The sequence below is a fragment of the Tenacibaculum maritimum NCIMB 2154 genome, from assembly GCF_900119795.1.
GTDB classification, from domain to species: domain Bacteria; phylum Bacteroidota; class Bacteroidia; order Flavobacteriales; family Flavobacteriaceae; genus Polaribacter; species Polaribacter maritimus.
Genome location: NZ_LT634361.1, coordinates 1,494,718 through 1,516,336, shown reverse-complemented (window position 1 = coordinate 1,516,336; position 21,619 = coordinate 1,494,718). Strand labels below are relative to the sequence as shown.

At 32.0% G+C, this 21,619-nt stretch carries 20 protein-coding genes; 14 read left to right on the top strand and 6 right to left on the bottom strand.

Going from position 1 to position 21,619, the window contains the following annotated elements:
- The 8 genes from MARIT_RS06850 (at position 1) to MARIT_RS06815 (ending at position 6,394) form a co-directional block, all read left to right on the top strand.
- Positions 1-1,398: an alpha/beta hydrolase family protein gene (locus MARIT_RS06850; protein ID WP_100211123.1), complete on the top strand. Its 1,398-nt coding sequence runs from the start codon at positions 1-3 to the stop codon at positions 1,396-1,398.
- On the top strand, positions 1,395-1,778 hold the full coding sequence (locus MARIT_RS06845; protein ID WP_100211122.1) for a DCC1-like thiol-disulfide oxidoreductase family protein: 384 nt from the start codon (positions 1,395-1,397) through the stop codon (positions 1,776-1,778). The genes MARIT_RS06850 and MARIT_RS06845 overlap by 4 nt, the downstream gene beginning before the upstream one ends.
- 378 nt (positions 1,779-2,156) lie before the next feature.
- On the top strand, positions 2,157-2,741 hold the full coding sequence (locus tag MARIT_RS06840; protein ID WP_100211121.1) for a hypothetical protein: 585 nt from the start codon (positions 2,157-2,159) through the stop codon (positions 2,739-2,741).
- Positions 2,742-3,238: 497 nt separating this feature from the next.
- Positions 3,239-3,886, top strand: a complete 648-nt coding sequence (locus tag MARIT_RS06835; protein ID WP_100211120.1) for a zinc metalloprotease — start codon at positions 3,239-3,241, stop codon at positions 3,884-3,886.
- Positions 3,887-3,889: 3 nt separating this feature from the next.
- Positions 3,890-4,525: a hypothetical protein gene (locus MARIT_RS06830; RefSeq protein WP_157926219.1), complete on the top strand. Its 636-nt coding sequence runs from the start codon at positions 3,890-3,892 to the stop codon at positions 4,523-4,525.
- Complete coding sequence (locus MARIT_RS06825; protein ID WP_100211118.1) at positions 4,518-5,186, top strand: hypothetical protein; 669 nt, start codon at positions 4,518-4,520, stop codon at positions 5,184-5,186. Before MARIT_RS06830 ends, MARIT_RS06825 begins: the two co-directional genes overlap by 8 nt.
- 192 nt (positions 5,187-5,378) lie before the next feature.
- A complete protein-coding gene (gene miaE, locus MARIT_RS06820) occupies positions 5,379-5,960 on the top strand; it encodes a tRNA-(ms[2]io[6]A)-hydroxylase (protein ID WP_024741873.1) in 582 nt (193 codons plus the stop codon).
- Complete coding sequence (locus MARIT_RS06815) at positions 5,960-6,394, top strand: DUF4268 domain-containing protein (RefSeq protein WP_100211117.1); 435 nt, start codon at positions 5,960-5,962, stop codon at positions 6,392-6,394. The genes miaE and MARIT_RS06815 overlap by 1 nt, the downstream gene beginning before the upstream one ends.
- Positions 6,395-6,599: 205 nt before the next feature.
- Here MARIT_RS06815 and ilvA read toward each other — a convergent pair whose 3' ends face one another.
- The 6 genes from ilvA to MARIT_RS06785 all read right to left on the bottom strand — a co-directional run bounded on the left by ilvA (position 6,600) and on the right by MARIT_RS06785 (position 15,543).
- Positions 6,600-7,862: a threonine ammonia-lyase IlvA gene (ilvA, locus tag MARIT_RS06810; RefSeq protein WP_024741871.1), complete on the bottom strand. Its 1,263-nt coding sequence runs from the start codon at positions 7,860-7,862 to the stop codon at positions 6,600-6,602.
- Positions 7,863-7,865: 3 nt separating this feature from the next.
- Positions 7,866-9,371: a ketol-acid reductoisomerase gene (gene ilvC / locus MARIT_RS06805; RefSeq protein ID WP_024741870.1), complete on the bottom strand. Its 1,506-nt coding sequence runs from the start codon at positions 9,369-9,371 to the stop codon at positions 7,866-7,868.
- A 3-nt stretch (positions 9,372-9,374) separates the two neighbouring features.
- Positions 9,375-9,902, bottom strand: a complete 528-nt coding sequence (gene ilvN, locus MARIT_RS06800; protein WP_024741869.1) for an acetolactate synthase small subunit — start codon at positions 9,900-9,902, stop codon at positions 9,375-9,377.
- Between the two features lie 2 nt (positions 9,903-9,904).
- On the bottom strand, positions 9,905-11,638 hold the full coding sequence (ilvB, locus tag MARIT_RS06795) for a biosynthetic-type acetolactate synthase large subunit (RefSeq protein ID WP_024741868.1): 1,734 nt from the start codon (positions 11,636-11,638) through the stop codon (positions 9,905-9,907).
- Positions 11,639-11,649: 11 nt separating this feature from the next.
- On the bottom strand, positions 11,650-13,326 hold the full coding sequence (gene ilvD, locus MARIT_RS06790) for a dihydroxy-acid dehydratase (protein WP_024741867.1): 1,677 nt from the start codon (positions 13,324-13,326) through the stop codon (positions 11,650-11,652).
- Between the two features lie 555 nt (positions 13,327-13,881).
- Positions 13,882-15,543: a SulP family inorganic anion transporter gene (locus MARIT_RS06785; protein ID WP_024741866.1), complete on the bottom strand. Its 1,662-nt coding sequence runs from the start codon at positions 15,541-15,543 to the stop codon at positions 13,882-13,884.
- A gap of 164 nt (positions 15,544-15,707) precedes the next feature.
- Here MARIT_RS06785 and pyrR point away from each other — a divergent pair, with 164 nt between their 5' ends.
- The 6 genes from pyrR (at position 15,708) to MARIT_RS06755 (ending at position 21,611) form a co-directional block, all read left to right on the top strand.
- Positions 15,708-16,250, top strand: a complete 543-nt coding sequence (gene pyrR, locus MARIT_RS06780; protein ID WP_024741865.1) for a bifunctional pyr operon transcriptional regulator/uracil phosphoribosyltransferase PyrR — start codon at positions 15,708-15,710, stop codon at positions 16,248-16,250.
- A 1-nt stretch (position 16,251) separates the two neighbouring features.
- Positions 16,252-17,184 carry an aspartate carbamoyltransferase catalytic subunit gene (locus tag MARIT_RS06775; protein WP_100211116.1) on the top strand — a complete coding sequence of 311 codons (933 nt, stop codon included), beginning with the start codon at positions 16,252-16,254 and terminating at the stop codon, positions 17,182-17,184.
- Positions 17,185-17,193: 9 nt separating this feature from the next.
- A complete protein-coding gene (locus MARIT_RS06770) occupies positions 17,194-17,526 on the top strand; it encodes a hypothetical protein (RefSeq protein ID WP_024741863.1) in 333 nt (110 codons plus the stop codon).
- 11 nt (positions 17,527-17,537) lie between these two features.
- Positions 17,538-17,855 carry a T9SS type A sorting domain-containing protein gene (locus tag MARIT_RS06765; RefSeq protein ID WP_024741862.1) on the top strand — a complete coding sequence of 106 codons (318 nt, stop codon included), beginning with the start codon at positions 17,538-17,540 and terminating at the stop codon, positions 17,853-17,855.
- Positions 17,852-18,787, top strand: coding sequence for a ribonuclease Z (locus tag MARIT_RS06760; RefSeq protein WP_084339896.1), 936 nt, complete (start codon positions 17,852-17,854; stop codon positions 18,785-18,787). The genes MARIT_RS06765 and MARIT_RS06760 overlap by 4 nt, the downstream gene beginning before the upstream one ends.
- Before the next feature lie 445 nt (positions 18,788-19,232).
- Complete coding sequence (locus MARIT_RS06755; protein ID WP_100211115.1) at positions 19,233-21,611, top strand: outer membrane beta-barrel family protein; 2,379 nt, start codon at positions 19,233-19,235, stop codon at positions 21,609-21,611.
- Positions 21,612-21,619 lie beyond the last annotated feature (8 nt).

Below are 21,619 nucleotides of genomic sequence, written 5' to 3'. Positions count from 1 at the left end.
ATGAAAAAAAAAGAGTTACTATTTTTAATGACAATTTTCTCATTGAACCTTTTTGGACAAGACATCACTGGACAATGGAATGGAGTTTTAAAAGTTCAGGGAATACAGTTAAGTCTTATTTTCAATATAACAAAATCTGGCGATGTTTATAATTCAACAATGGATAGTCCAGATCAAGGTGCAATGGGTATTCCTGTAACTAATACAATTTTTGAAAACTCAAAAATTAAATTTGAAGTTAATAATGCTAGAATTGAATATAGCGGAAAATTAAGCGATAACAAAATAGTTGGAACTTTTAAACAAGGAGGACGAGAATTCCCAATGGTTTTATCAAGAAAAGCTCTTGAAAAAGAAATTTTAAAACGACCTCAAGAACCATCAAAACCCTACCCATATTATTCAGAAGACATAACATTTCAAAATACAAAAGCTAATATTTCTTTGACAGGAACTTTAACTTTTCCAAAAAAAGGAGGGAATTTTCCTGTCGTAATTTTAATTTCAGGAAGTGGACCTCAAAACAAAGATGGGGAACTATTAGGGCATAAACCATTTTTAGTAATTTCAGACCATTTAACTCAAAATGGAATTGCAGTTTTACGATATGATGACAGAGGAGTTGGGCAATCAACAGGAAATTTTAAAGCGGCAACTTCTGCCGATTTTGCAACAGATGTAGAAAGTGCAATTGCTTATTTACAAACAAGAAAAGAAATTAACAAAGAGAAAATAGGTTTAGTTGGCCATAGTGAAGGTGGTTTAATTGCCACAATGGTGGCCTCAACATCAAAAGACGTTAGCTTTGTTGTTTTGTTAGCAGGAACAGGAGTTCAAGGAAACAAATTATTATTACTTCAACAAAAACTAATTGCAAAAGCAAACGGCGTTTCAGAAATTGACATAAAAAAATCAATTAAAACAAATGAAAAACTTTTTGAGATGGTTATTAAATCTAATGATACTAATAAATTAAAAACAGATTTGACAAACTCAATTAATAAAATGCTTAAAAATGATACAAGTTTAGAAATTCCAAATGGAATGACAAAAGAAAAATTCATTTCAATACAAGTAAATCAAATTTCAAGCCCTTGGATGCAATATTTTATAAAGTCCAATCCAGCAATAATATTAGAAAAAATAAAGTGCCCCGTACTAGCCGTCAATGGAGAAAAAGATTTACAAGTTCCACCAAAAGAAAATTTAACCGCAATAAAAAATGCTTTAAAAATAGGAGGAAATAATAATGTAACGATAAAAGAATTTCCAAATTTAAATCATTTATTTCAAGAATGCGAAACAGGGTTGCCGTCTGAATATACAAAAATTGAACAAACATTTTCACCAATTGTTTTAACAGAAATAACTAACTGGATGTTAAATCAAGTTAAATGAAATCAATAATTATTTTTTACGACAATCATTGTCCAAATTGTACGCGTTTTACTAAAGTTGTTGGAAGATTAGATTGGTTCAATTTGATAATAACTAAAGAATTAAGGAACTTAAACCATATAAATCAATTTAGCAGTATTGATATTAAAATAGCAAAAGGAAAAATGGCATCCTCTATTGATAATAAATGGTATTATGGTTACGATTCTATATTTTTAATATTTAAAAGAATTCCTGTATTTTGGTTTTTTGTTCCTTTATTATATTTATTAAAAATAGCAAACCTTGGAGAATTGTTATATAATGAGTTAGCAATTAAACGAAAAATAATTCCTGTAAATTGCGGACCAACTAACTGCTCAATGAATAGCAAAAAATAGAAAACGTGGCATGACAATGTATAAAAATAATAGCGGTAAAAGTTCTAAAAGGAGAATGCAATTTATAAATTAACGTAAGTTCGATGTAATACCTAATGAATATCAGCTAGTTATAATTTTAAGATGTACTAGCTAGTCAGTTTTCATGATAAAAACAGCCCTTATTCATAAAAATCATAACAATCTGATTAACAAATAAATAGACAGAAAATAGAATACGAAATAAACTATTAATCAATATTTCAGGTTATTTTCTTATGTTTAACTCACGTTAATTACCAATACAACACGATGCCATAATTCTAACTCCCTCTTAAAAGTTTATACAGCTTTTCTATACAATTTTCTGTACAAGGTTTTCAACCAACTCCCAAAAGTTTGTACAAGATTTTATCTTCATTTTCTGTACAAGATTTTCAACCCACTCCTAAAAGTTTGTACAAGATTTCACCTTCATTTTCTGTACAAGGTTTTCAACTAACTCCTAAAAGTTTGTACAAGATTTTACCTTTATTTTCTGTACAAGATTTTCAACTAACTCCTAAAAGTTTGTACAAGATTTCACCTTCATTTCCTGTACAAGGTTTTCAACCCATTCCTAAAAGTTTGTACAAGATTTTACCTTCATTTCCTGTACAAGATTTTCAACCTACTCTTAAAAGTTTGTACAATATTTTACCTTCACTTTCTGTACAAGGTTTTCAACCCACTCCCAAAAGTTTGTACAAGATTTTACCTTCATTTCCTGTACAAGATTTTCAACCCACTCCTAAAAGTTTGTACAAGATTTTACCTTCATTTCCTGTACAAGGTTTTCAACCCACTCCCAAAAGTTTATACAAGATTTTACCTTCATTTTCTGTACAAGGTTTTCAACTAACTCCTAAAAGTTTGTACAAGATTTTACCTTCATTTCCTGTACAAGGTTTTCAATTCACTCCTAAAAGTTTGTACAAGATTTAGCTATCAAACAAAGCGATATCACAATACCAAATAACCTCTACTAAACACTTCTATCAAAAAATTATACTAACTTGTTGATTAAGTAAGTAATAATGATTGTAGTAATGGAATTATCCTACACGATAAAATCGTGCAAAATCTGAAAAAAATACACTATAGAAAATGGTAGTAAAGCTTCTATGCTAAAAAAGAAATATGTTTTTTTTGATAAAAAAACTCGTAAAACCCCGCTAAAACACCTACGTATATATACGTTTTTAAACACTTTAAACCTGACTTACATCACTTTAAAATCTTATTTTCTTGTTTTAGAATTTTGTTTTTTATCATTTTTTTAAATACATTTGATATCAGCAACTATTGAGGTTCTCAAAAGGACATCATTTGCAAAAAATGGACTGCATGCTAATGACAATCCATCCAATTAAAACAATAGTTTTAAGAAAAAGAAAATTATATATGTAAAAAAGTAAAAGTATGAATATTGTTGCTAAATTATGTATCGGAAATTTGCTGGAAAACTAAAAATATTGGCCAATGACAAAACACATCGATATACAACCAATATTGTTTTTGTAAAGGTTAAAACGGAACTAAAAGCTAGGGATATCAAGGAAGGTTCAACTACTAATGGAAAAAGTCAGCTTACAAAATACCTTAGCCAAACATTAACCAAAGCAACATATAGCACAGTATTATTAGATCTATCTTCCGATACATTGTTTAATCAAAAATTTGCGCCTTTAGGAACACTTATCAATGCGGATACTGATGAGTTTCAAGATTATTTGAATGCTGTACTCGAAAAAAATAGCGATATAGATTATAGCAAACATTATAAAATTTATTTCATAGATGAAGAACAAGGCGGTTTATATGGTAGGGCTTATAATATTCCCGCTCCAGAATCGTCTCGCTCTGTAATTGTATTAAGACCTGGCTTAACTGATAGCACTTTAGCACATGAAACCTTTCATGCTATGGGACTTTATCATACTTTTGACAATCATAGCAACTTTACTTTTCAACAGTATAAAACTGATAATATTATGGATTACTCCGATATAGGTCCTGATTTAATTCCTGTAATCAGCACATACCAATGGCAATGGAACCTCATACAAAGTAATATTGAAAAAGAATAATTGATGAAACTAATGTATATAATCGCCATTTCTTTTGGTATAAATGGATGTGTTGCACAACAAAAAACAAAAAAAACAATGAAAAAATTTGATATCGCAACTTTTGAAAAAAATAAAATAGAAAATGAATACACCTTTCATTTAGACAAGAATATTTCAATAAAACAAACTGAATGGGACAAAGAGTACACCTCTTTAATAAGGGATAAAAACTCTCTATTTGAAACCTTAGAGCTCTATTATAAAAATGGAGAATTAAAATCAGAAATTAAACGTTTTTATAAATCATTTGTTATAAACTATATAGATTACGATGAGCAGGGCAATTTAATAAGAGAAGAGAATTTAGATACTCCCTTTACTTACTCTTGGAAAGATATTACAGCCTATTTAGCAAAACACGGAGTAAAAGATCTAAAAAAGCAAGTAATTGGTGTTTCAAGGTGGCACCATCAAGAAAAAGCTACATGGACATTAGAGTTCAATGGTATTTATAACAACACCAAAGGGCGCTTTGTCATTACCTTAAGCGGAAAAACGGGGGAAGTACTAGAGGTCAAACTATTCAAAGGCAAAAAAGCACTCGGAAAAACAGGTACCATTGCTGATTACCAAATATTGTACAAAAAAGATGCGTAAGTCCTCTTCTATTTGCATAAAAAGAACGCTGTTTAAACTAATATATATAATTATTATCCTTATTGGTATAAACAAATCCATCGCACAACAAAAAACAAAAAGACAATTTGATATCCCCACTTTTGAAAGAAATAAAAAAAATGGTGAATACCGTTATAAAGAAAAAGGAAATATTGTAGAACAACATGAAGCTAATGAGGTTTATTGGGAAACTATAAGACAAGAAGAAGCTATTTTTGAATATTTTTATGAGTATTATAAAAAGAATGGAAAGTTAAAAAGAGCTGTTAAAAGATTTATTAAAATATTTCCAATAGGAATATTAAGAAACTACGATGAGCAGGGCAATTTAATAAGAGAAGAGAATTTAGATACTCCCTTTACTTACTCTTGGAAAGATATTACAGCCTATTTAGCAAAACACGGAGTAAAAGATCTAAAAAAGCAAGTAATTGGTATTTCAAGGTGGCACCATCAAGAAAAAGCTACATGGACATTGGAGTTCAATGGTATTTATAACAACACCAAAGGACGATTTGTCATTACCTTAAACGGAAAAACGGGGGAAGTACTAGAGGTCAAACTATTCAAAGGCAAAAAAGCACTCGGAAAAACAGGCACCATTGCTGATTACCAAATATTGTACAAAAAAGAGGACTAAGTACTTAACGGATAAAAAACACTTATACCACCTTGTATCCATACTATTAATAACAATCATTATCAAAAGGTAAAGGAAAATATATCACTTTAAGTACAACACCGCTTCTTTTACGCTAATGATGAATAATAACGAATAGGAATATCAAAACCCAGTTATATTTTTTTACTTTTGTGTATTCAAATAAAAACAATGTTAGGACTACAATTCGAAACAGAAACTTCATGGGCAGATATTGCCAAAGATAACCTACAGCAAATACTAACAGATCATGCCTTTTTAGAACAAAAAGCAGCATCTAATGCCGTTTCTTTAATCATCAACTATTCTGAAGAAACAAAACTCGTGCAAGCTATGAGTGCCATTGCCATAGAAGAAATGGAACACTTTAAAATGGTACACGATTTTATGGTTAAAAGAGGCATGGTATTAGGTAGAGAACAAAAAAACGATTACGCAATTCAACTACAAAAGTTTTTTCCAAAAACAAAAGACAGAACAGATGCTTTAATACAACGCTTGCTAATTGCTGCATTAATTGAAGCTAGAAGCTGCGAACGATTCAAAGTTTTTTCTGAAAATATGGAAGATAAAGAATTGTCTAAATTCTATAGAGATTTAATGATTTCAGAAGCCAACCATTACACTACTTTCTTAGGGTTTGCAAGAGCATATCAAGATAGGGAAATTGTGGACAAAAAATGGCATGACTTACTTGCTTTTGAAGCTGAAATAATGCGCAATCGCGGAACCGCTGCTAAAGTTCACGGATAATGTTTTCAAAAGAAGAATCAGCTACATTGCGCAAAGAATTTTGGACGAGTTTTGGCAAATCTTTTCCTAGAAAATGGCTTTTATACAACACTAAAATCAAAGGATTTGCTTTTAAATTTCAAGCAGACAGAAAAAAGGCAGCAGTTTGTTTAGACATCGAACACTTTGATGAAGTTGCTAACGAACTCCTTTATGATCAAATGCTTTCTTTAAGAACTTTACTTGAAACGGAAATACCTGAGGTTATTTACGATGCAGCTTTTGTGTTGGATAATGGTAAAATAATCAGAAGAATTTACGTTCCTTTTGAAGAAAAATTTAGTATTCATAATAAAAATACTTGGAGGAATTGTTTTGAATTTTTTGTAAATATAATGCCTAAGTTTGAGTTATTCTTTTATGAATATGAAGATTTCATCAAACAAGCTTTGTAATTTTTTCTCTCAAAAGGGGGGGCTACACTACCTCTAATATTTAGATAAAAACCATATTGATTTAATTAAAGGCATCAAAATCAGCATCATTACTAGCTATTTGCTGTAAAATCACAACAAAAAAGAGGCCTTTTTTATAGTGGTTATAAAATAACCTTTTTCAAAAAATGCCCCTTTATACATCTTTTTGCTACAAACGAATAAATTACACTAAAAACTCAAATAGATTGGGCTTATCGTTAAGATACTCTCCATAAAAATTACGTTGTTTCATTCTTTCTATTAATGGTAACAAATCATTCTTTTTTTCCAACTCAATTCCTACTACAGCAGGACCATTTTCTCGATTCGTTTTCTTAGAGTATTCAAAATATGTAATGTCGTCATTCTTTCCTAAAACATCCATTACAAATTCTTTTAGCGCACCAGCTCGTTGTGGGAATCGAATGATAAAATAATGTTTTAATTGTCCATATAGCAATGCTCTTTCTTTAATTTCTGCGGTTCTTGTGATATCATTATTACTACCACTAATTACACAAACTACATTTTTTCCCTTAATTTCTTCAGCATAAAAATCCAATGCAGCCGTTGTTAAAGCTCCTGCTGGTTCTACCACAATTGCTTCCTTATTGTACAAATCCAAAATAGTTTGACAAACCTTCCCCTCAGGTACCGTAATCATCTCATATAAGTATTCCTTACAAATATCAAACGTTAAATCTCCTACTTGTTGTACAGCCGCTCCATCTATAAACTTATCTATGTTTTCTAATTTTACATTTTTATTTTTCAATATAGCAGTTTTCATAGAAGCAGCTCCTGCTGGCTCTACCCCTATTACTTTTGTATTTGGTGATAATTGCTTAAATATACTTGATACCCCTGATGCCAATCCGCCACCCCCTACTGGTACAAATACATAATCTATCGGTGTTTCTAACTGATTAATAATTTCTAAACCTACCGTAGCTTGACCTTCTATAATTTTTTGATCATCAAAAGGATGTATAAAAGTTTTACCTAACGTATCACACTTATGCTTCGCCAAATTATAGGCATCATCAAACGTATCTCCTCTTAATTCGATATCAACATAATTTCCTCCAAACATTTTAACCTGTTCTACTTTTTGTTTTGGAGTTGGTGAAGGCATTATAATTGTACCATGTATTTTCAGCTTCTTGCAGGCAAAAGCAACGCCTTGTGCATGGTTTCCTGCGCTCGCACAAACAATTCCCTTTTGGCGCTCTTCCTCTGTTATTGAACTGATTTTATTATACGCCCCTCGTATCTTATAAGATCTTACTTGTTGTAAATCTTCTCTTTTTAAAAATACGTTTGCTTTAAATCTTTCCGAGTAAATATAATTTTTCAATAGTGGCGTTTCTGTAGCAACATCTTTCAATGCTGCTACAGCTCGCTCTACTGCCTCTATTGTTGGGCTATACTTCGTTTTTACCTCCATATTCTAATGAAAAACAACCGTTTCTGCTTTTTCTTCTTGATTTATTTTTTTCATTGCAGTCATTGACGCTCTTAATGTCTTCCCTATTTTTTCAATTGGGTGGTTTTGTATTTCTTCATTTACTCTAATTAATGTTAAATTATCAACTTCATTGGAAGACGCATACTGCTTTCCTATAAGAGAAGTTGTTACTTCTTTCATAAACTCTGCTAACAAGGGTTTTGCTGCATGATCAAACAAATAGCAACCATATTCAGCTGTATCTGAAATAATACGGTTCATTTCATACAATTTTTTTCTAGCTACAGTATTCGCTATAAGTGGTAATTCATGTAATGACTCATAATAAGCCGACTCTTCTTTAATTCCTGAGGCCACCATTGTATCAAAAGCCAATTCAACACCAGCTTTTACAAAAGCTACTAATAAAGTACCATGGTCAAAATATTCTTGCTCACTAATCGTTATTGCTGTTGCTTGAGTTTTTTCAAAAGCAGTCTGCCCTGTTTCTTCTCTCCAAGTTAATAAATTCACATCATCATTAGCCCAGTCTTCCATCATTGTTTTTGAAAAATGACCAGACATAATATCATCCATATGCTTTACAAATAAAGGTTTCATTATTTCCTTTAACTGATCAGAAATTTCAACTGCTTTGATTTTTGCAGGATTTGACAAACGATGCATCATATTGGTAATTCCACCGTGCTTCAATGCTTCTGTAATAACCTCCCAACCATATTGAATGAGTTTTGCTGCATAAGTAGGCTCAATCCCTTCTGCTAACATTTTATCAAAAGACAAAATAGAAGCCGTTTGCAATACACCACACAAAATGGTTTGCTCTCCCATTAAATCTGACTTTACCTCTGCTACAAAAGATGATTCTAACACACCTGCTTTATGTCCTCCTGTTGCCACCGCATATGCTTTTGCTTGTAGCCATCCTTTTCCTTCTGGGTCATTTTCAGGATGCACCGCTATTAGTGTTGGTACACCAAAACCTCTTTTATATTCTTCTCTTACTTCAGTTCCTGGGCATTTTGGAGCCACCATAATTACCGTTAAATCCTCTCTAATTTTCATTCCTTCCTCAACAATATTGAATCCATGAGAATACGATAACGTTGCTCCTTTTTTCATTAGTGGCATTACGGTTTTAACAACCCTAGTATGTTGCTTATCTGGTGTTAAATTTAATACCAAATCTGCCGTAGGTATCAACGCTTCAAATGTTCCTACTTTAAAATCATTTTCAGTAGCATTTTTATAAGAAGCTCTTTTTTCTTCAATTGCAGCCGGTCGTAAAGCATAAGAAACATCCAAACCTGAATCTCTCATATTCAATCCTTGATTCAATCCTTGAGCTCCACAGCCTATAATTACTATTTTTTTGCCTTCTAACGCTTTAACTCCTTCTGAAAATTCAGAAGCCTCCATAAATCTACATTTTGCTAATTGTTCTAATTTCCCTGCTAGCGATAATGTATTAAAATAATTTGTTGTCATTTTTTAGTTGTTTGTTGATAATAAGGTGGATATTTTCATTTCATCTTTGGTAATTGCAATACGCCCCGAACGAACAAATTGCATAATTCCATGCTTGTCTAAAGTATGATATAGTTCTTCTATTTCTTCTTTACTTCCTGACTTTTCAAGCACAAAAAAGTCTTTATTAATATTAATTACTCTTGATTTACTATTATTAATTATAGTTTGTACTTCATCATTAATCATTAATAATTCTGAACTCAATTTAAACAAACAGGATTCTTGATAAATAGTATCTTTATCTACATGATAATACGCTTTAATCACCTCTACTTGCTTTTCTATTTGCCCTATAATCTTTTTTATTTGCTCCTCGGTTACTTTTACTAATAAGGTAAATCTTGAAACACTCTTTATTTCTGATTTAGAAATATTCATGCTTTCAATATTAATATGCCTTCTTAAAAAGATTCCTGAAATTCTATTTAACAACCCTACATTATTTTCTGTATAAATTGAAACTGTATATGTTTGTTTGTTGCTTTCCATAATTATGCTAATCTTATATCTGAAACTGAAGCCCCTGTAGGAACCATTGGAAACACATTATTTTCTTTTTCTACGCAAACCTCTAGGAAATAAGCTTCTTTAGATTGCATCATTTCTGCTACAGAATCCGCTAAATCTTCTCTTTTCGTAACCCTTTTTGCTGCGATACTATATCCTTTTGCTATGGTAACAAAATCTGGATTTGTCATTTCTGTGGACGCATACCTTTTGTCAAAAAACAATTGCTGCCATTGACGTACCATTCCTAGAAATTCGTTATTTAAAACTACTATCTTTACAGCCGCTTTAGTTTGTAAAATAGTTCCTAATTCTTGAATTGTCATTTGATATCCACCATCTCCTGCAATCATTACAACCTCTCTATTTGGCACTCCCATCTTAGCTCCTATGGCTGCTGGTAAAGCAAATCCCATAGTTCCTAGACCTCCTGAAGTAACATTACTTTTTGATTGGTTAAACTTAGCATATCTACAGGCAAACATTTGGTGCTGACCAACATCCGAAACAATAACGGCATCCCCCCCTGAAGCTTTATTTATTTCTTTTAAGACCTCTCCCATAGTCAAGCCTTCTTTTGTTGGATATAAATCATCTTTTTGTACTTTATCAAACTCTATTCCTTGTAGTTTTTTAAATTCTTCCAACCAACTTACATGCTTATTTTCATCTAGTAAGGGTAAAATTTCTGCTAAACTTTCTTTAACATCTCCTAACACAGCCACATCTGTTTTTACATTTTTATCTACCTCTGCTGGGTCAATTTCAAAATGAATCACTTTGGCCTGCTTTGCATACCTATCCAAATCACCTGTTACACGGTCATCAAATCGCATCCCTACAGCAATTAACAAATCACATTCATTTGTTAATTTATTAGGTGCATAATTACCATGCATCCCTACCATTCCTACATTCAATTCATGTGCCGTTGGCAAAGCAGATAGTCCTAAAATTGTCCATGCAGAAGGAATTCCTGCTTTTTCAATAAATGCTTTAAACTCTTCTTCCGCTTTTCCTAAAATAACCCCTTGCCCAAAAACAATTAATGGCTTTTTTGCTTTGTTAATTAATGTTGCTGCCTCTTGCACTTCCTCTAAGTTAACTTGAGGTTTTGCTTTATAACTACGAATTGAAGTACATTTTTTATATTCAAAATCAAAAGTTTCAAATTGAGCATCTTTAGTTATATCAATGAGCACTGGCCCTGGTCTTCCTGATCTTGCTATATAAAATGCTTTTGCAAAAATGGTTGGTATCTCAGAAGCTTTAGTTATTTGATAATTCCATTTAGTTACTGGAGTTGAAATTCCTACAATATCAGTTTCTTGAAATGCGTCAGACCCTAGTAAATGAGAAGCAACTTGCCCTGTAATACAAACCATTGGAGTAGAATCTATTTGCGCATCTGCAATTCCTGTTATTAAATTTGTTGCTCCTGGCCCAGATGTAGCCATTGCTACTCCTACCTTTCCTGTAACTCTAGCAAAGCCTTGGGCAGCATGAGTTGCTCCTTGTTCATGACGAGTTAATACATGATGAACCTCATCTTGGTATTTATATAATTCATCATATATAGGCATAATAGCCCCTCCAGGATAACCATAAATTAAATTAGCACCTTCTTCCAACAGGCATTTAACAACCGCTTCTGCACCTGAAATATGCTGTTTTTCTGTTGTTTTTTTTACAAATTTTTCTTGTGATTTTGTGGTCATAATTTCAAGTATTAAAATTCATCAGTCACACACCCGTTAGATGCTGACGAAACTGTTCTTGCATATTTATATAAAACACCTCTACTTGCTTTTAAAGCCGGTGCTTTCCATTTTTGTTTTCTATTTTGCAGCTCCTCTTTTGAAACTTCTAATGTTATACTATTGGTTTCTGCATTGATAGAAATTAAATCGCCATCTTCTACCAGAGCAATAACTCCTCCTTCTTGAGCTTCAGGAGTAATATGCCCTACAACAAAACCATGAGTTCCTCCAGAAAATCGTCCGTCCGTAATCAAAGCAACATCTTTTCCTAAACCAGCCCCCATAATAGCTGCCGTTGGCTTGAGCATTTCAGGCATTCCTGGTCCTCCTTTAGGACCTTCATAACGAATTACCACCACATCTCCCTTCATAACCTCTCCTGCTTTAATTCCGTCATTAGCCGCATACTCTCCTTCATAAACCTTTGCTTTCCCTTTAAAAAACAAGCCTTCTTTACCCGTTATTTTTGCCACAGACCCATCCTTCGCCAAATTTCCATACAGCATCCTTAAATGCCCCGTAGCCTTTATAGGAGTTTCTAATGGTTTAATCACCTCTTGCCCAGCAGTTAAACTAGGTAACGCAGCTAAGTTTTCGGCTAGTGTTTTTCCTGTCACCGTTAAACAGTCTCCATGCAACAAACCTTTGTCTAATAAATACTTTAAAACTGCAGGGGTTCCTCCTACCTTATGCACATCCTCCATCAAATACTTCCCGCTTGGTTTTAAATCTGCCAAGAATGGAGTTTCATCAGAAATTCTTTGAAAATCATGAAGTGTAAATTCAACATTAGCCGCTTTCGCTATCGCCAAAAAATGGAGTACTGCATTTGTAGAACCTCCCATAACAGTAACCAGCCTTATTGCATTTTCCAACGATTTTTTCGTAACGATATCAGATGGTTTTATATCCTTTTCCAGTAATACTCTTAACATTTCTCCTGCTTTTACACACTCTTCCTCTTTATCTTTACTGATGGCAGGATTTGATGAGTTATATGGTAAACTCATTCCTAAAGCCTCAATAGCTGATGCCATTGTATTTGCAGTGTACATTCCTCCACAAGCTCCTGCTCCAGGACATGCTTTTTCTATCACATTTTGATATGCTTCGTCATCAATTGTTCCAGCTACCTTTTCTCCCCAAGCTTCAAAAGCCGAAACAACATCTAATTTTTTTCCTTCATGACATCCTGAAGCTATTGTTCCTCCATAAACCAAAACTGAAGGCCTATTTAAACGCAACATTGCCATTAAAGCGCCAGGCATATTTTTATCACACCCTACTACTGTTACCAATCCGTCATAAGACATTGCTTGTACTACTGTTTCCATAGAATCTGCAATAACATCTCTTGAAGGCAATGAAAAACGCATTCCAGGAGTTCCCATAGAAATACCATCAGATACTCCTATCGTATTAAAAATTAGCCCTACCAAGCCTTTATTTAAAGTTCCTTCCTTTACCAATTTAGCCAGTTCATTCAAATGCATATTACAAGGATTTCCTTCATACCCTGTACTTGCTATGCCTACTAGAGGCTTCTTCAAATCTGAACTAGACAAACCTATAGCATGTAACATTGCTTGTGCAGCAGGTTGCGTATCATCTTGTGTAACTTGTTTACTGAATTTGTTCAATTCCATCTTTTATTTTACTTTATTTTCTCTGGGATTCTCCAAATATTTTGTGTTTGTATAATTCTAATTTCTAATACCGAAGCTTTTTTAAAACCTATCTTTATTTTCACTCTTCAAAATTAATTTTCAAGTAATTTTTTATAATACTTCTTCTACCTATTTTGGTAAGCCTAGCTTTTGCCTTTATTGCTCTATTCCCTGATTCTTCTAACTTTGAAAGCTTTTTTTTTACAATATTCAATACATAAAAAAACCTGTATCTTTATTGATACAGGCCTTATTTATTCAATAACCATCTGTATCAACTCTACCAAGAGTTAATAATGACAATAATGATTATAATGTTTAAAATTTGCTTCATTTACTAATACTAAAAAAGCTTCCTAATTTTTTAGGAAGCTTTTCTGTTATTTTTATATAAATATACTCCCTAACTATCCTTGTAAAATAATTACAATGACAATAATAGAAATAATATTTAAAATTTGTTTTTTCATCTGTTGCGTACAAATATTTATAATTATTTTTAATAATCCTAATTATTTGCCAAAATATTTTCTTTTAAAATTTATATTCTGATAAAGGCTTAGGAAAATCCTCTGGATTTGCCGCTAAATGATAGCGAGGATCATCTACCGCTTCCTCTATTACTCCAGTAAAAATAGGGTTTGCTTTATATAACAATACTTTGCAATCTTCACTAAGGTGTTTTAATATAACTTTCTTTCCTGCTGATTGGTACTTTTCCACCAACGCTGAAATAGCTTCAATCCCTGAATGATCGCTTATTCTAGATTCTACAAAATCAATCTCTACTTTTTCTGGGTCATTTTTTATATCAAATTTTTCATTAAAAGCAGTTACCGAGCCAAAAAATAAAGGCCCCCATATTTCATATATTTTTGTTCCATCTTCTTTAAATCTCTTTCTCGCTCTAATTTTTTTAGCATTTTCCCATGCAAAAACCAATGCAGATATAATTACTCCCACAAAAACAGCTATTGCCAAATCAAAAACTACTGTTACAGCGGAAACAACAATCAATACAAAAGCATCTGATTTCGGAATCTTATTCATGATTCTAAAACTAGACCATGCAAAAGTTTCTATAACCATCATAAACATCACTCCTACTAAAGCTGCTATTGGTACTTGTTCTATATATTTATCAGCAAATAAAATAAACGTTAGTAATGTTAACGCCATCATAACTCCTGATAATCTTCCTCTTCCTCCTGCATTAATATTAATAACCGTTTGTCCAATCATACCGCAACCTCCAGTTCCTCCCAACAAACCACTAACAATATTTCCTGCTCCTTGCGCTACGCATTCTCTATTACCATTTCCTCTCGTTTCCGTCAATTCATCAACCAAATTCATAGTCATTAACGACTCTATCAGTCCTACGGATGCTGCTAAAAATGCGTAAGGTAAAATAAATGTGAGGGTACTTAAATCAAAAGGTAAATTTTGCCATAATTCTAAATTTGGAGTTGGAAATTTACCTGATAAACCAGCTCCTCCACCTTCTTTTATATAGGATCCTACAGTGCTTACTTCTACCCCTCCTATGATAACTATTGCCGTTGTTATTAAAATAGCAGTTAACGCTGCTGGCACTTTTTTAGTGATTTTAGGTAATAACCAAATAATTCCCATTGTTAACAATACTAAACCAATCATTGTATATAACTCTATGCCTAGCATAGGATGACTAACATAATTTTTAACTCCTTCTTTAGTTATTTCTAATTTTTTATGAGAAAACATTTTAACCTGCGCTATAAAAATGACAATTGCCAATCCGTTTACAAATCCCATCATTACAGGATGAGGTATTAAACGTACAAAACGCCCTAGTTTTAAAACCCCTGCTCCTATTTGTAGGATTCCCATTAAAATTACCGCTGCTAATAAATAGTAATATCCCATATTATCTATTGGTGTGTCAAATAACATTCCTCTAGTATGTCCTTCAGAAATCATATCCACAAAGATAACAGCCACTGCTCCAGCTGCTCCCGAAATCAGCCCAGGTCTTCCTCCAAAAACGGCTGTAATCAAACCAATAATAAAAGCCCCTGAAAGTGCGACTAACGGATCTATTTGTGCAACAAATGCAAACGCTACAACCTCTGGTATCATTGCTAATGACACTGTGATTCCTGCTAATGTATCATCTTTCAAGCTTGCTGTGTTACTTTTTATAAACTTCATCATTATTCTATACTATATCTATTTTTAAAAGGCGACAAAGGTAGTTATAATTTAATTGATTTACTTTTAGCTTTCTTCTACTTAAATTTTGCTTACCAATTTTTTTACACTAATTTTGCATGACCTTATACTTTTTAGGTTAAAAAACCAGTATATTTAGCTTTCTTATGAGCCGAAAAGTGTTATTAAACTCGAAAGAGATAGAGATTATTTTACATCGACTAGCTTGTCAGCTTATCGAAAATCACAATGATTTTTCTAATACAGTCTTAATAGGATTACAGCCGCGAGGTAGTTTTCTTGCAAATAGGCTTGCTAAATTATTAGAAACTGACTATAATATTAAAAATTTAGAATTAGGATACTTAGACATTACTTTTTATCGTGATGATTTCCGAAGAAGAGAAGCCCCATTAGAAGCTACTTCTACTCAAATCAACTTTTTAATTGAAAACAAAAACGTAGTATTAATTGACGATGTTTTATTTTCAGGTAGAAGTGTTCGTTCTGCATTAACAGCCATTCAATCTTATGGAAGACCTAATAATATTGAGCTATTAGTATTAATAGATAGGCGATTCAGTAGGCACTTGCCTATTCAGCCTAACTATAAAGGGAGGCAAGTTGATGCTATTAATCAAGAAAAAGTAAAAGTGGACTGGAAAGAGACAAGCAAAGAAGATGCTGTTTTCTTAATACAAAACAATTAAAATGAGCCAATTAAGTGTAAACCATTTATTAGGAATAAAATACTTAAATAGAGAAGATATAGACCTTATTTTTAAAACTGCCGATCATTTTAAAGAGGTTATCAATCGTCCTATAAAAAAAGTTCCTTCACTTCGTGATATTACTATTGCTAATTTATTTTTTGAAAACAGTACTCGTACTAAGCTTTCTTTTGAATTAGCTGAAAAACGATTATCTGCCGATGTTATTAATTTCTCGGCAGGACAATCATCTGTAAAAAAAGGAGAAACATTAATAGATACTGTTAACAATATACTTGCTATGAAAGTGGATATTGTTGTCATGCGCCATTCAAATGTAGGTGCTGGCGTGTTTCTATCTAAACATGTAAACGCTAAAATAGTAAATGCTGGAGACGGAACTCATGAACATCCTACACAAGCTTTGCTTGATAGTTACTCTATGAAAGAGGCTTTAAATAGTAATTTAAAAGGTAAAAAAATAGTTATTGTTGGTGATGTTCTTCACTCTCGTGTAGCCTTATCTAACATCTTTGCCCTCCAATTACAAGGAGCAGAAGTGAAAGTTTGTGGCCCAACTACATTGATTCCTCGATATATTTCTAGCTTAGGGGTTGAAGTGGAAACAAATTTAAAGAAAGCCTTGGAATGGTGTGATGTAGCCAACGTGCTTCGTGTACAACATGAAAGAATGGACATTAAGTATTTTCCTTCTACTAGAGAATACACCCAGTTATTTGGTATCCATAAAGAATTATTAGACAATGTTGGCAAAGATATTGTAATCATGCATCCTGGACCAATTAATAGAGGTGTTGAAATTACAAGTGACGTTGCTGATTCTGACCAATCGATTATTTTAAATCAAGTGGAAAATGGCGTTGCTGTAAGAATGGCTGTTATTTACCTACTAGCACAACAAATAAAAAGATAATTAGCAACCATGAAAATAGAGCAAAAAGATAATTATATTTTAATCTCTCCAGAAGAAAATTCTTTTGATGTTTTTTTCAATTTGTTTAAAGAAAATCACCTTCGTTTAGAAAAAGACCATCTTATTATAAAACTTTCTGATAATTTTATGATAATTAAGGAAGATATTTTTGTATTTTTGAAATATGCTGAGCAACATCAAAAAAATGGCACGTCATTTGTAGTTATTTGTAGCGGTGTTGATGCTGATGATTTCCCTGAAACATTTAACATTGTTCCTACTCTTGTTGAAGCTGAAGACGTTTTAGAAATGGAGAATATTCAACGAGATTTAGGGTTTTAAAAAAGCAACGGATGATAAAAAAAATACTTTTTATTTCTTTCTTATTAATTACTTCCCTAAGTTTTTCTCAAAAAACAGTAAAAAACTTATCGGCTGCTCCCAACCCATTTCGTCTTTCTACAATGATTTCTTTTGACTCAGAAAACGATCAAGTTACAATTATTGACATTAAGAACATACTTGGAAAAACTATTTATAGAAAAGTATTTACTGCCAAAAAAGGAAGAAATTCAATTCCTTTCTCTAGAAATAATCTAAAAGCTGGAATGTATATTTACGCAATTCAAAACAGTAAAGATGTGATTTCTAAACGGTTTGTCATTAGATGAGTATAGCGCTTACCATTTTAGGTTGTCATTCTGCAACACCTCGTATAAACGCACACCCTACATCTCAATATCTAGAGATAAACAATCAGCATTTTTTAATTGATTGTGGAGAAGGAACCCAACGCCAAATGCGAAAATATAAAGTTGGCTTCTCCAAAATTAACCACATTTTTATTTCTCATTTGCATGGAGATCATTTTTTTGGTTTAATAGGGTTGATTGCTACTTTCGGGATTCTAGGTAGAGAGAGAGCATTGCATATATATGGCCCTAAAGGAATTAAAGAAATTACCGTATTACAACTGAAGCTTTCTAAATCTTGGACAAAATACCAATTGATTTTTCATGAGCTGTGTTCCAAAGAGAGTGAAGTTATTTTGGATAATGATAAGATTACCGTTCATACAATTCCTCTAGACCACAGGGTTTATACCAATGGCTATTTATTTATAGAAAAGCAAAAAGCTAGGAGTTTACATATTGAAAATATTAAGCTATATAAAGAAATTGAGGTTTGCGATTACCATCATATAAAAGCAGGAAAAGACATTACCTTATCTACTGGAGAAATTATACCTAACAGCGATTTAACAATTGCTCCTCCTAAGCCTAAAAGTTATGCTTTTTGTAGTGATACAGCTTTTAAACCTGATATAGTTCCTATTATTAACGATGTTGACATTTTATATCACGAAGCCACTTTTTTATCAGATCGAGAAGATCTAACTAATAAAACGAAACACTCCACAGCTAAACAAGCTGCTACAATAGCTAAAGAGGCGAATGCAAAACACTTGATTCTAGGGCATTATTCTAGCAGGTATTCTGATATTTCTTTATTTAAGAATGAGGCGGAAGAGATTTTTGAAAATGTAGAACTGGCTGAGCCTGGCAAAAGATTTTCTTTAGTAAAAGAGTTCACTTCATCTTAAAAATTAAAATTATCAACGTTGATATCACCTAATATCCGTATTTCTTTCTTAGAGAATGATATATTAAATCTTTATTTTCAACTGTGCTATCTATCTCCTTCTTGTTTTATTGACAAACAAAATAAAATACAATCGTACTAGTATCTCTTTTACTAAATATTAAACTCATTTCTATCATCCATCCTTTTAAAATTCCTTACCAACCTCTTTTCTTAAAAAGCATTTTTCTATTTTTAAGGAAACTCCTCTAAACTGCATTCTTATTACCTACGCATATCAAGAAAAATAAGTAATATAAGATTCTCCTACTAAGAGATATAAGACATTGCCTAATTTTGTTTGTCACTTCATTTTTCATATCTTTATCACAAATTTTACCCCTTCGACAATCTATTTAGAAAATTAGATAAGGTAAAATACCATACTAAATTTAATTTTGCTAAATATGAAGAAGCTTTTCTTTATGATTCTTATTTGCTACAGTTATTCTGTATTTTCTCAACAAGGGAGTATCAGCGGTTCTATAATAGACGCTAAAACTAAAATTCCACTATCTTACGTCAATATTATTTGTAAAGAAAAAAATAATATTATCAATGGAGGTATTACCAATGAAAAAGGAAACTTTACCATTAAAAAGCTTCCTTTAAAAAATATTTCCTTAGAAATACAATTCATTGGCTACCTCCCTATTTATAAAAATGTTTTACTATCTAAAGAAAACTCACATTTTGATCTCGGTACAATTAATTTAGAAGAAAATGCTACAGCTTTAGATGAAATTGAAATACGAGCAGAAACAACTACAATAACTCAAAAAATTGATAAAAAAGTAGTAGCTATAGGAAAAGACTTGACAGCGGCAGGAACCAACTCTTTTGAAATGCTCCAAACGATACCCTCTATCGGTATTGATTATCTTAATAACGAAGTTACATTTAAAGGAAGTAGTAATGTTCGTATTCTTGTCAACGGAAAGCCTTCGAATTTAAATTCCTCTGAGCTTTTAAAATCAATTCCATCCATCAACATAAAAACTGTAGAGTTAATATCAAACCCTTCTGCTAAATACAATCCAGAAGGAATGAGTGGAATCATTAATATTATTTTAAAGAAAAATATAGAAATCGGATTTAACGGTACTATTACCACTGGAATAGAGCACAGTAAAAACACCCGACCTAATGGTGCTTTAAATTTAAATTACAGAGCTGGAATTTTTAATTTTTATACAAACTATGCTCTAGACTTTGGTAGCTCTGAAACTGATTATATTCTGAATAGAAAAGACAAAAAAGTGCATCAATTGTTAGATCACCTTAATGAATATACGGATCATAATCTTAAGATTGGCGCAGATATCTATCTTGACAAAAAAAACACTTTTTCAATATATAGCTCTCAATATTTTAGCAATTCGGATTTTTATACTGATGGTTATATTTATGAAAACACCGTCTTAAAATTGCGTACTCCTAACCTCTCTAGATATAACTCGTCTGAAAGTGCTTATAACCTAGATTATAAACTTGACTTAGATGAAAACGGGCATCACTTAGAAGTTGAATTAAATTACTCTACCAACAAAAACCCTGAAAAAGCCATCAACAAGGAAGTCATTTCACCTGATTCAAAATTGTATAATTATACAAGTAACATTACAGATGATCGGAATACTTGGTTAATGAATCTTGATTATATAAAACCTTTCAAAAAAGGAAAATTAGAACTAGGGTTAGAAGCCAGAATACACAATACTTTTAATGAAATAATTACAGATCAAGAAATTACTACTTTTCAAAATCCTTCAACTCCAAAGGGAAATACTAAATTTAACTATGACAGAAGCATATACTCTGCTTACATTAATTATAACGGTAAGTTTAATAAATTTTCTTTTCAGTCAGGTCTTAGAATGGAACAATTTAATGTTACAGGTAATTTTTCAAATACACGACAAATAAATTCGCAATTATACTCCGATAATATTTTTAATATTTACCCTTCTTTTTATTTTAACTACTCTCCTTCTAACAAGCATGATTTCCAGTTATCATATAGTAGAAGAGTGGATAGACCAGGAATACAACAAGTTACTCCAATACAAGAATTTACATCTCCTTATATTATTTCCGTTGGAAATCAAGAATTAGCACCTCAATATTCAAATTCTTTTGAACTGAACTATACTCGAAATTTTAAAGGAGGATATTTTACTTTTAACGGCTTTTTTAGAGAAATTTCAGATCAAATAGGTAGGAACATCATACTAGACGAGTTTAATAAGGACATACAATATATATCTCATCAAAACTACAACCAATCTAATAGCTATGGATTAGAAGCTTACCTTTCCTTAAAACCAACAAAATGGTGGTCATTCTCACCTAGCTTCGATCTATATGTTCAAGACAGATTCGGGATATTAAACACTCAAAAAATAGCTATTGAAAATACAGTTTTTAAAGGTACTATTGTAAATCGTTTTAAAATTTCTAAAAGATTAAAATTACAACTAATCGGTTTGTATAAGAGTAAATCTGAAGGAATACAGTTTACAGTAGATCCTTTTTATTTGGTCAATATTTCTGCCAAGTTAGCAGTTTTAAATAATAAAGGAAACATTACATTTAGAGCCACCGATATTTTCAATACTCTAGATTATACCTTTTCTTCCAACTCACCTTTTCCTCAAGAAGGGTTCTATATTTTAGAACAGGATGCCATTTACTTCGGATTTTCATACCACTTTGGCAGTGGCAAGTCTAAAAAAAGAAATCGCAAAAAAAGAGCTAAAAATGAAACTCGTGGAGGAATACTATAAATAAAAAA

Excerpts from the sequence above, each read along its gene's own strand:
- MARIT_RS06850 (WP_100211123.1), top strand. The coding sequence starts at position 1 with ATGAAAAAAAAAGAGTTACTATTTTTAATGACAATTTTCTCATTGAAC.
- MARIT_RS06845 (WP_100211122.1), top strand. The coding sequence starts at position 1,395 with ATGAAATCAATAATTATTTTTTACGACAATCATTGTCCAAATTGTACG.
- MARIT_RS06835 (WP_100211120.1), top strand. The coding sequence starts at position 3,239 with ATGTATCGGAAATTTGCTGGAAAACTAAAAATATTGGCCAATGACAAA.
- MARIT_RS06830 (WP_157926219.1), top strand. The coding sequence starts at position 3,890 with ATGAAACTAATGTATATAATCGCCATTTCTTTTGGTATAAATGGATGT.
- MARIT_RS06825 (WP_100211118.1), top strand. The coding sequence starts at position 4,518 with ATGCGTAAGTCCTCTTCTATTTGCATAAAAAGAACGCTGTTTAAACTA.
- miaE (WP_024741873.1), top strand. The coding sequence starts at position 5,379 with ATGTTAGGACTACAATTCGAAACAGAAACTTCATGGGCAGATATTGCC.
- MARIT_RS06815 (WP_100211117.1), top strand. The coding sequence starts at position 5,960 with ATGTTTTCAAAAGAAGAATCAGCTACATTGCGCAAAGAATTTTGGACG.
- ilvA (WP_024741871.1), bottom strand. The coding sequence starts at position 7,862 with ATGGAGGTAAAAACGAAGTATAGCCCAACAATAGAGGCAGTAGAGCGA.
- ilvC (WP_024741870.1), bottom strand. The coding sequence starts at position 9,371 with ATGACAACAAATTATTTTAATACATTATCGCTAGCAGGGAAATTAGAA.
- ilvN (WP_024741869.1), bottom strand. The coding sequence starts at position 9,902 with ATGGAAAGCAACAAACAAACATATACAGTTTCAATTTATACAGAAAAT.
- ilvB (WP_024741868.1), bottom strand. The coding sequence starts at position 11,638 with ATGACCACAAAATCACAAGAAAAATTTGTAAAAAAAACAACAGAAAAA.
- ilvD (WP_024741867.1), bottom strand. The coding sequence starts at position 13,326 with ATGGAATTGAACAAATTCAGTAAACAAGTTACACAAGATGATACGCAA.
- MARIT_RS06785 (WP_024741866.1), bottom strand. The coding sequence starts at position 15,543 with ATGATGAAGTTTATAAAAAGTAACACAGCAAGCTTGAAAGATGATACA.
- pyrR (WP_024741865.1), top strand. The coding sequence starts at position 15,708 with ATGAGCCGAAAAGTGTTATTAAACTCGAAAGAGATAGAGATTATTTTA.
- MARIT_RS06775 (WP_100211116.1), top strand. The coding sequence starts at position 16,252 with ATGAGCCAATTAAGTGTAAACCATTTATTAGGAATAAAATACTTAAAT.
- MARIT_RS06770 (WP_024741863.1), top strand. The coding sequence starts at position 17,194 with ATGAAAATAGAGCAAAAAGATAATTATATTTTAATCTCTCCAGAAGAA.
- MARIT_RS06765 (WP_024741862.1), top strand. The coding sequence starts at position 17,538 with ATGATAAAAAAAATACTTTTTATTTCTTTCTTATTAATTACTTCCCTA.
- MARIT_RS06760 (WP_084339896.1), top strand. The coding sequence starts at position 17,852 with ATGAGTATAGCGCTTACCATTTTAGGTTGTCATTCTGCAACACCTCGT.
- MARIT_RS06755 (WP_100211115.1), top strand. The coding sequence starts at position 19,233 with ATGAAGAAGCTTTTCTTTATGATTCTTATTTGCTACAGTTATTCTGTA.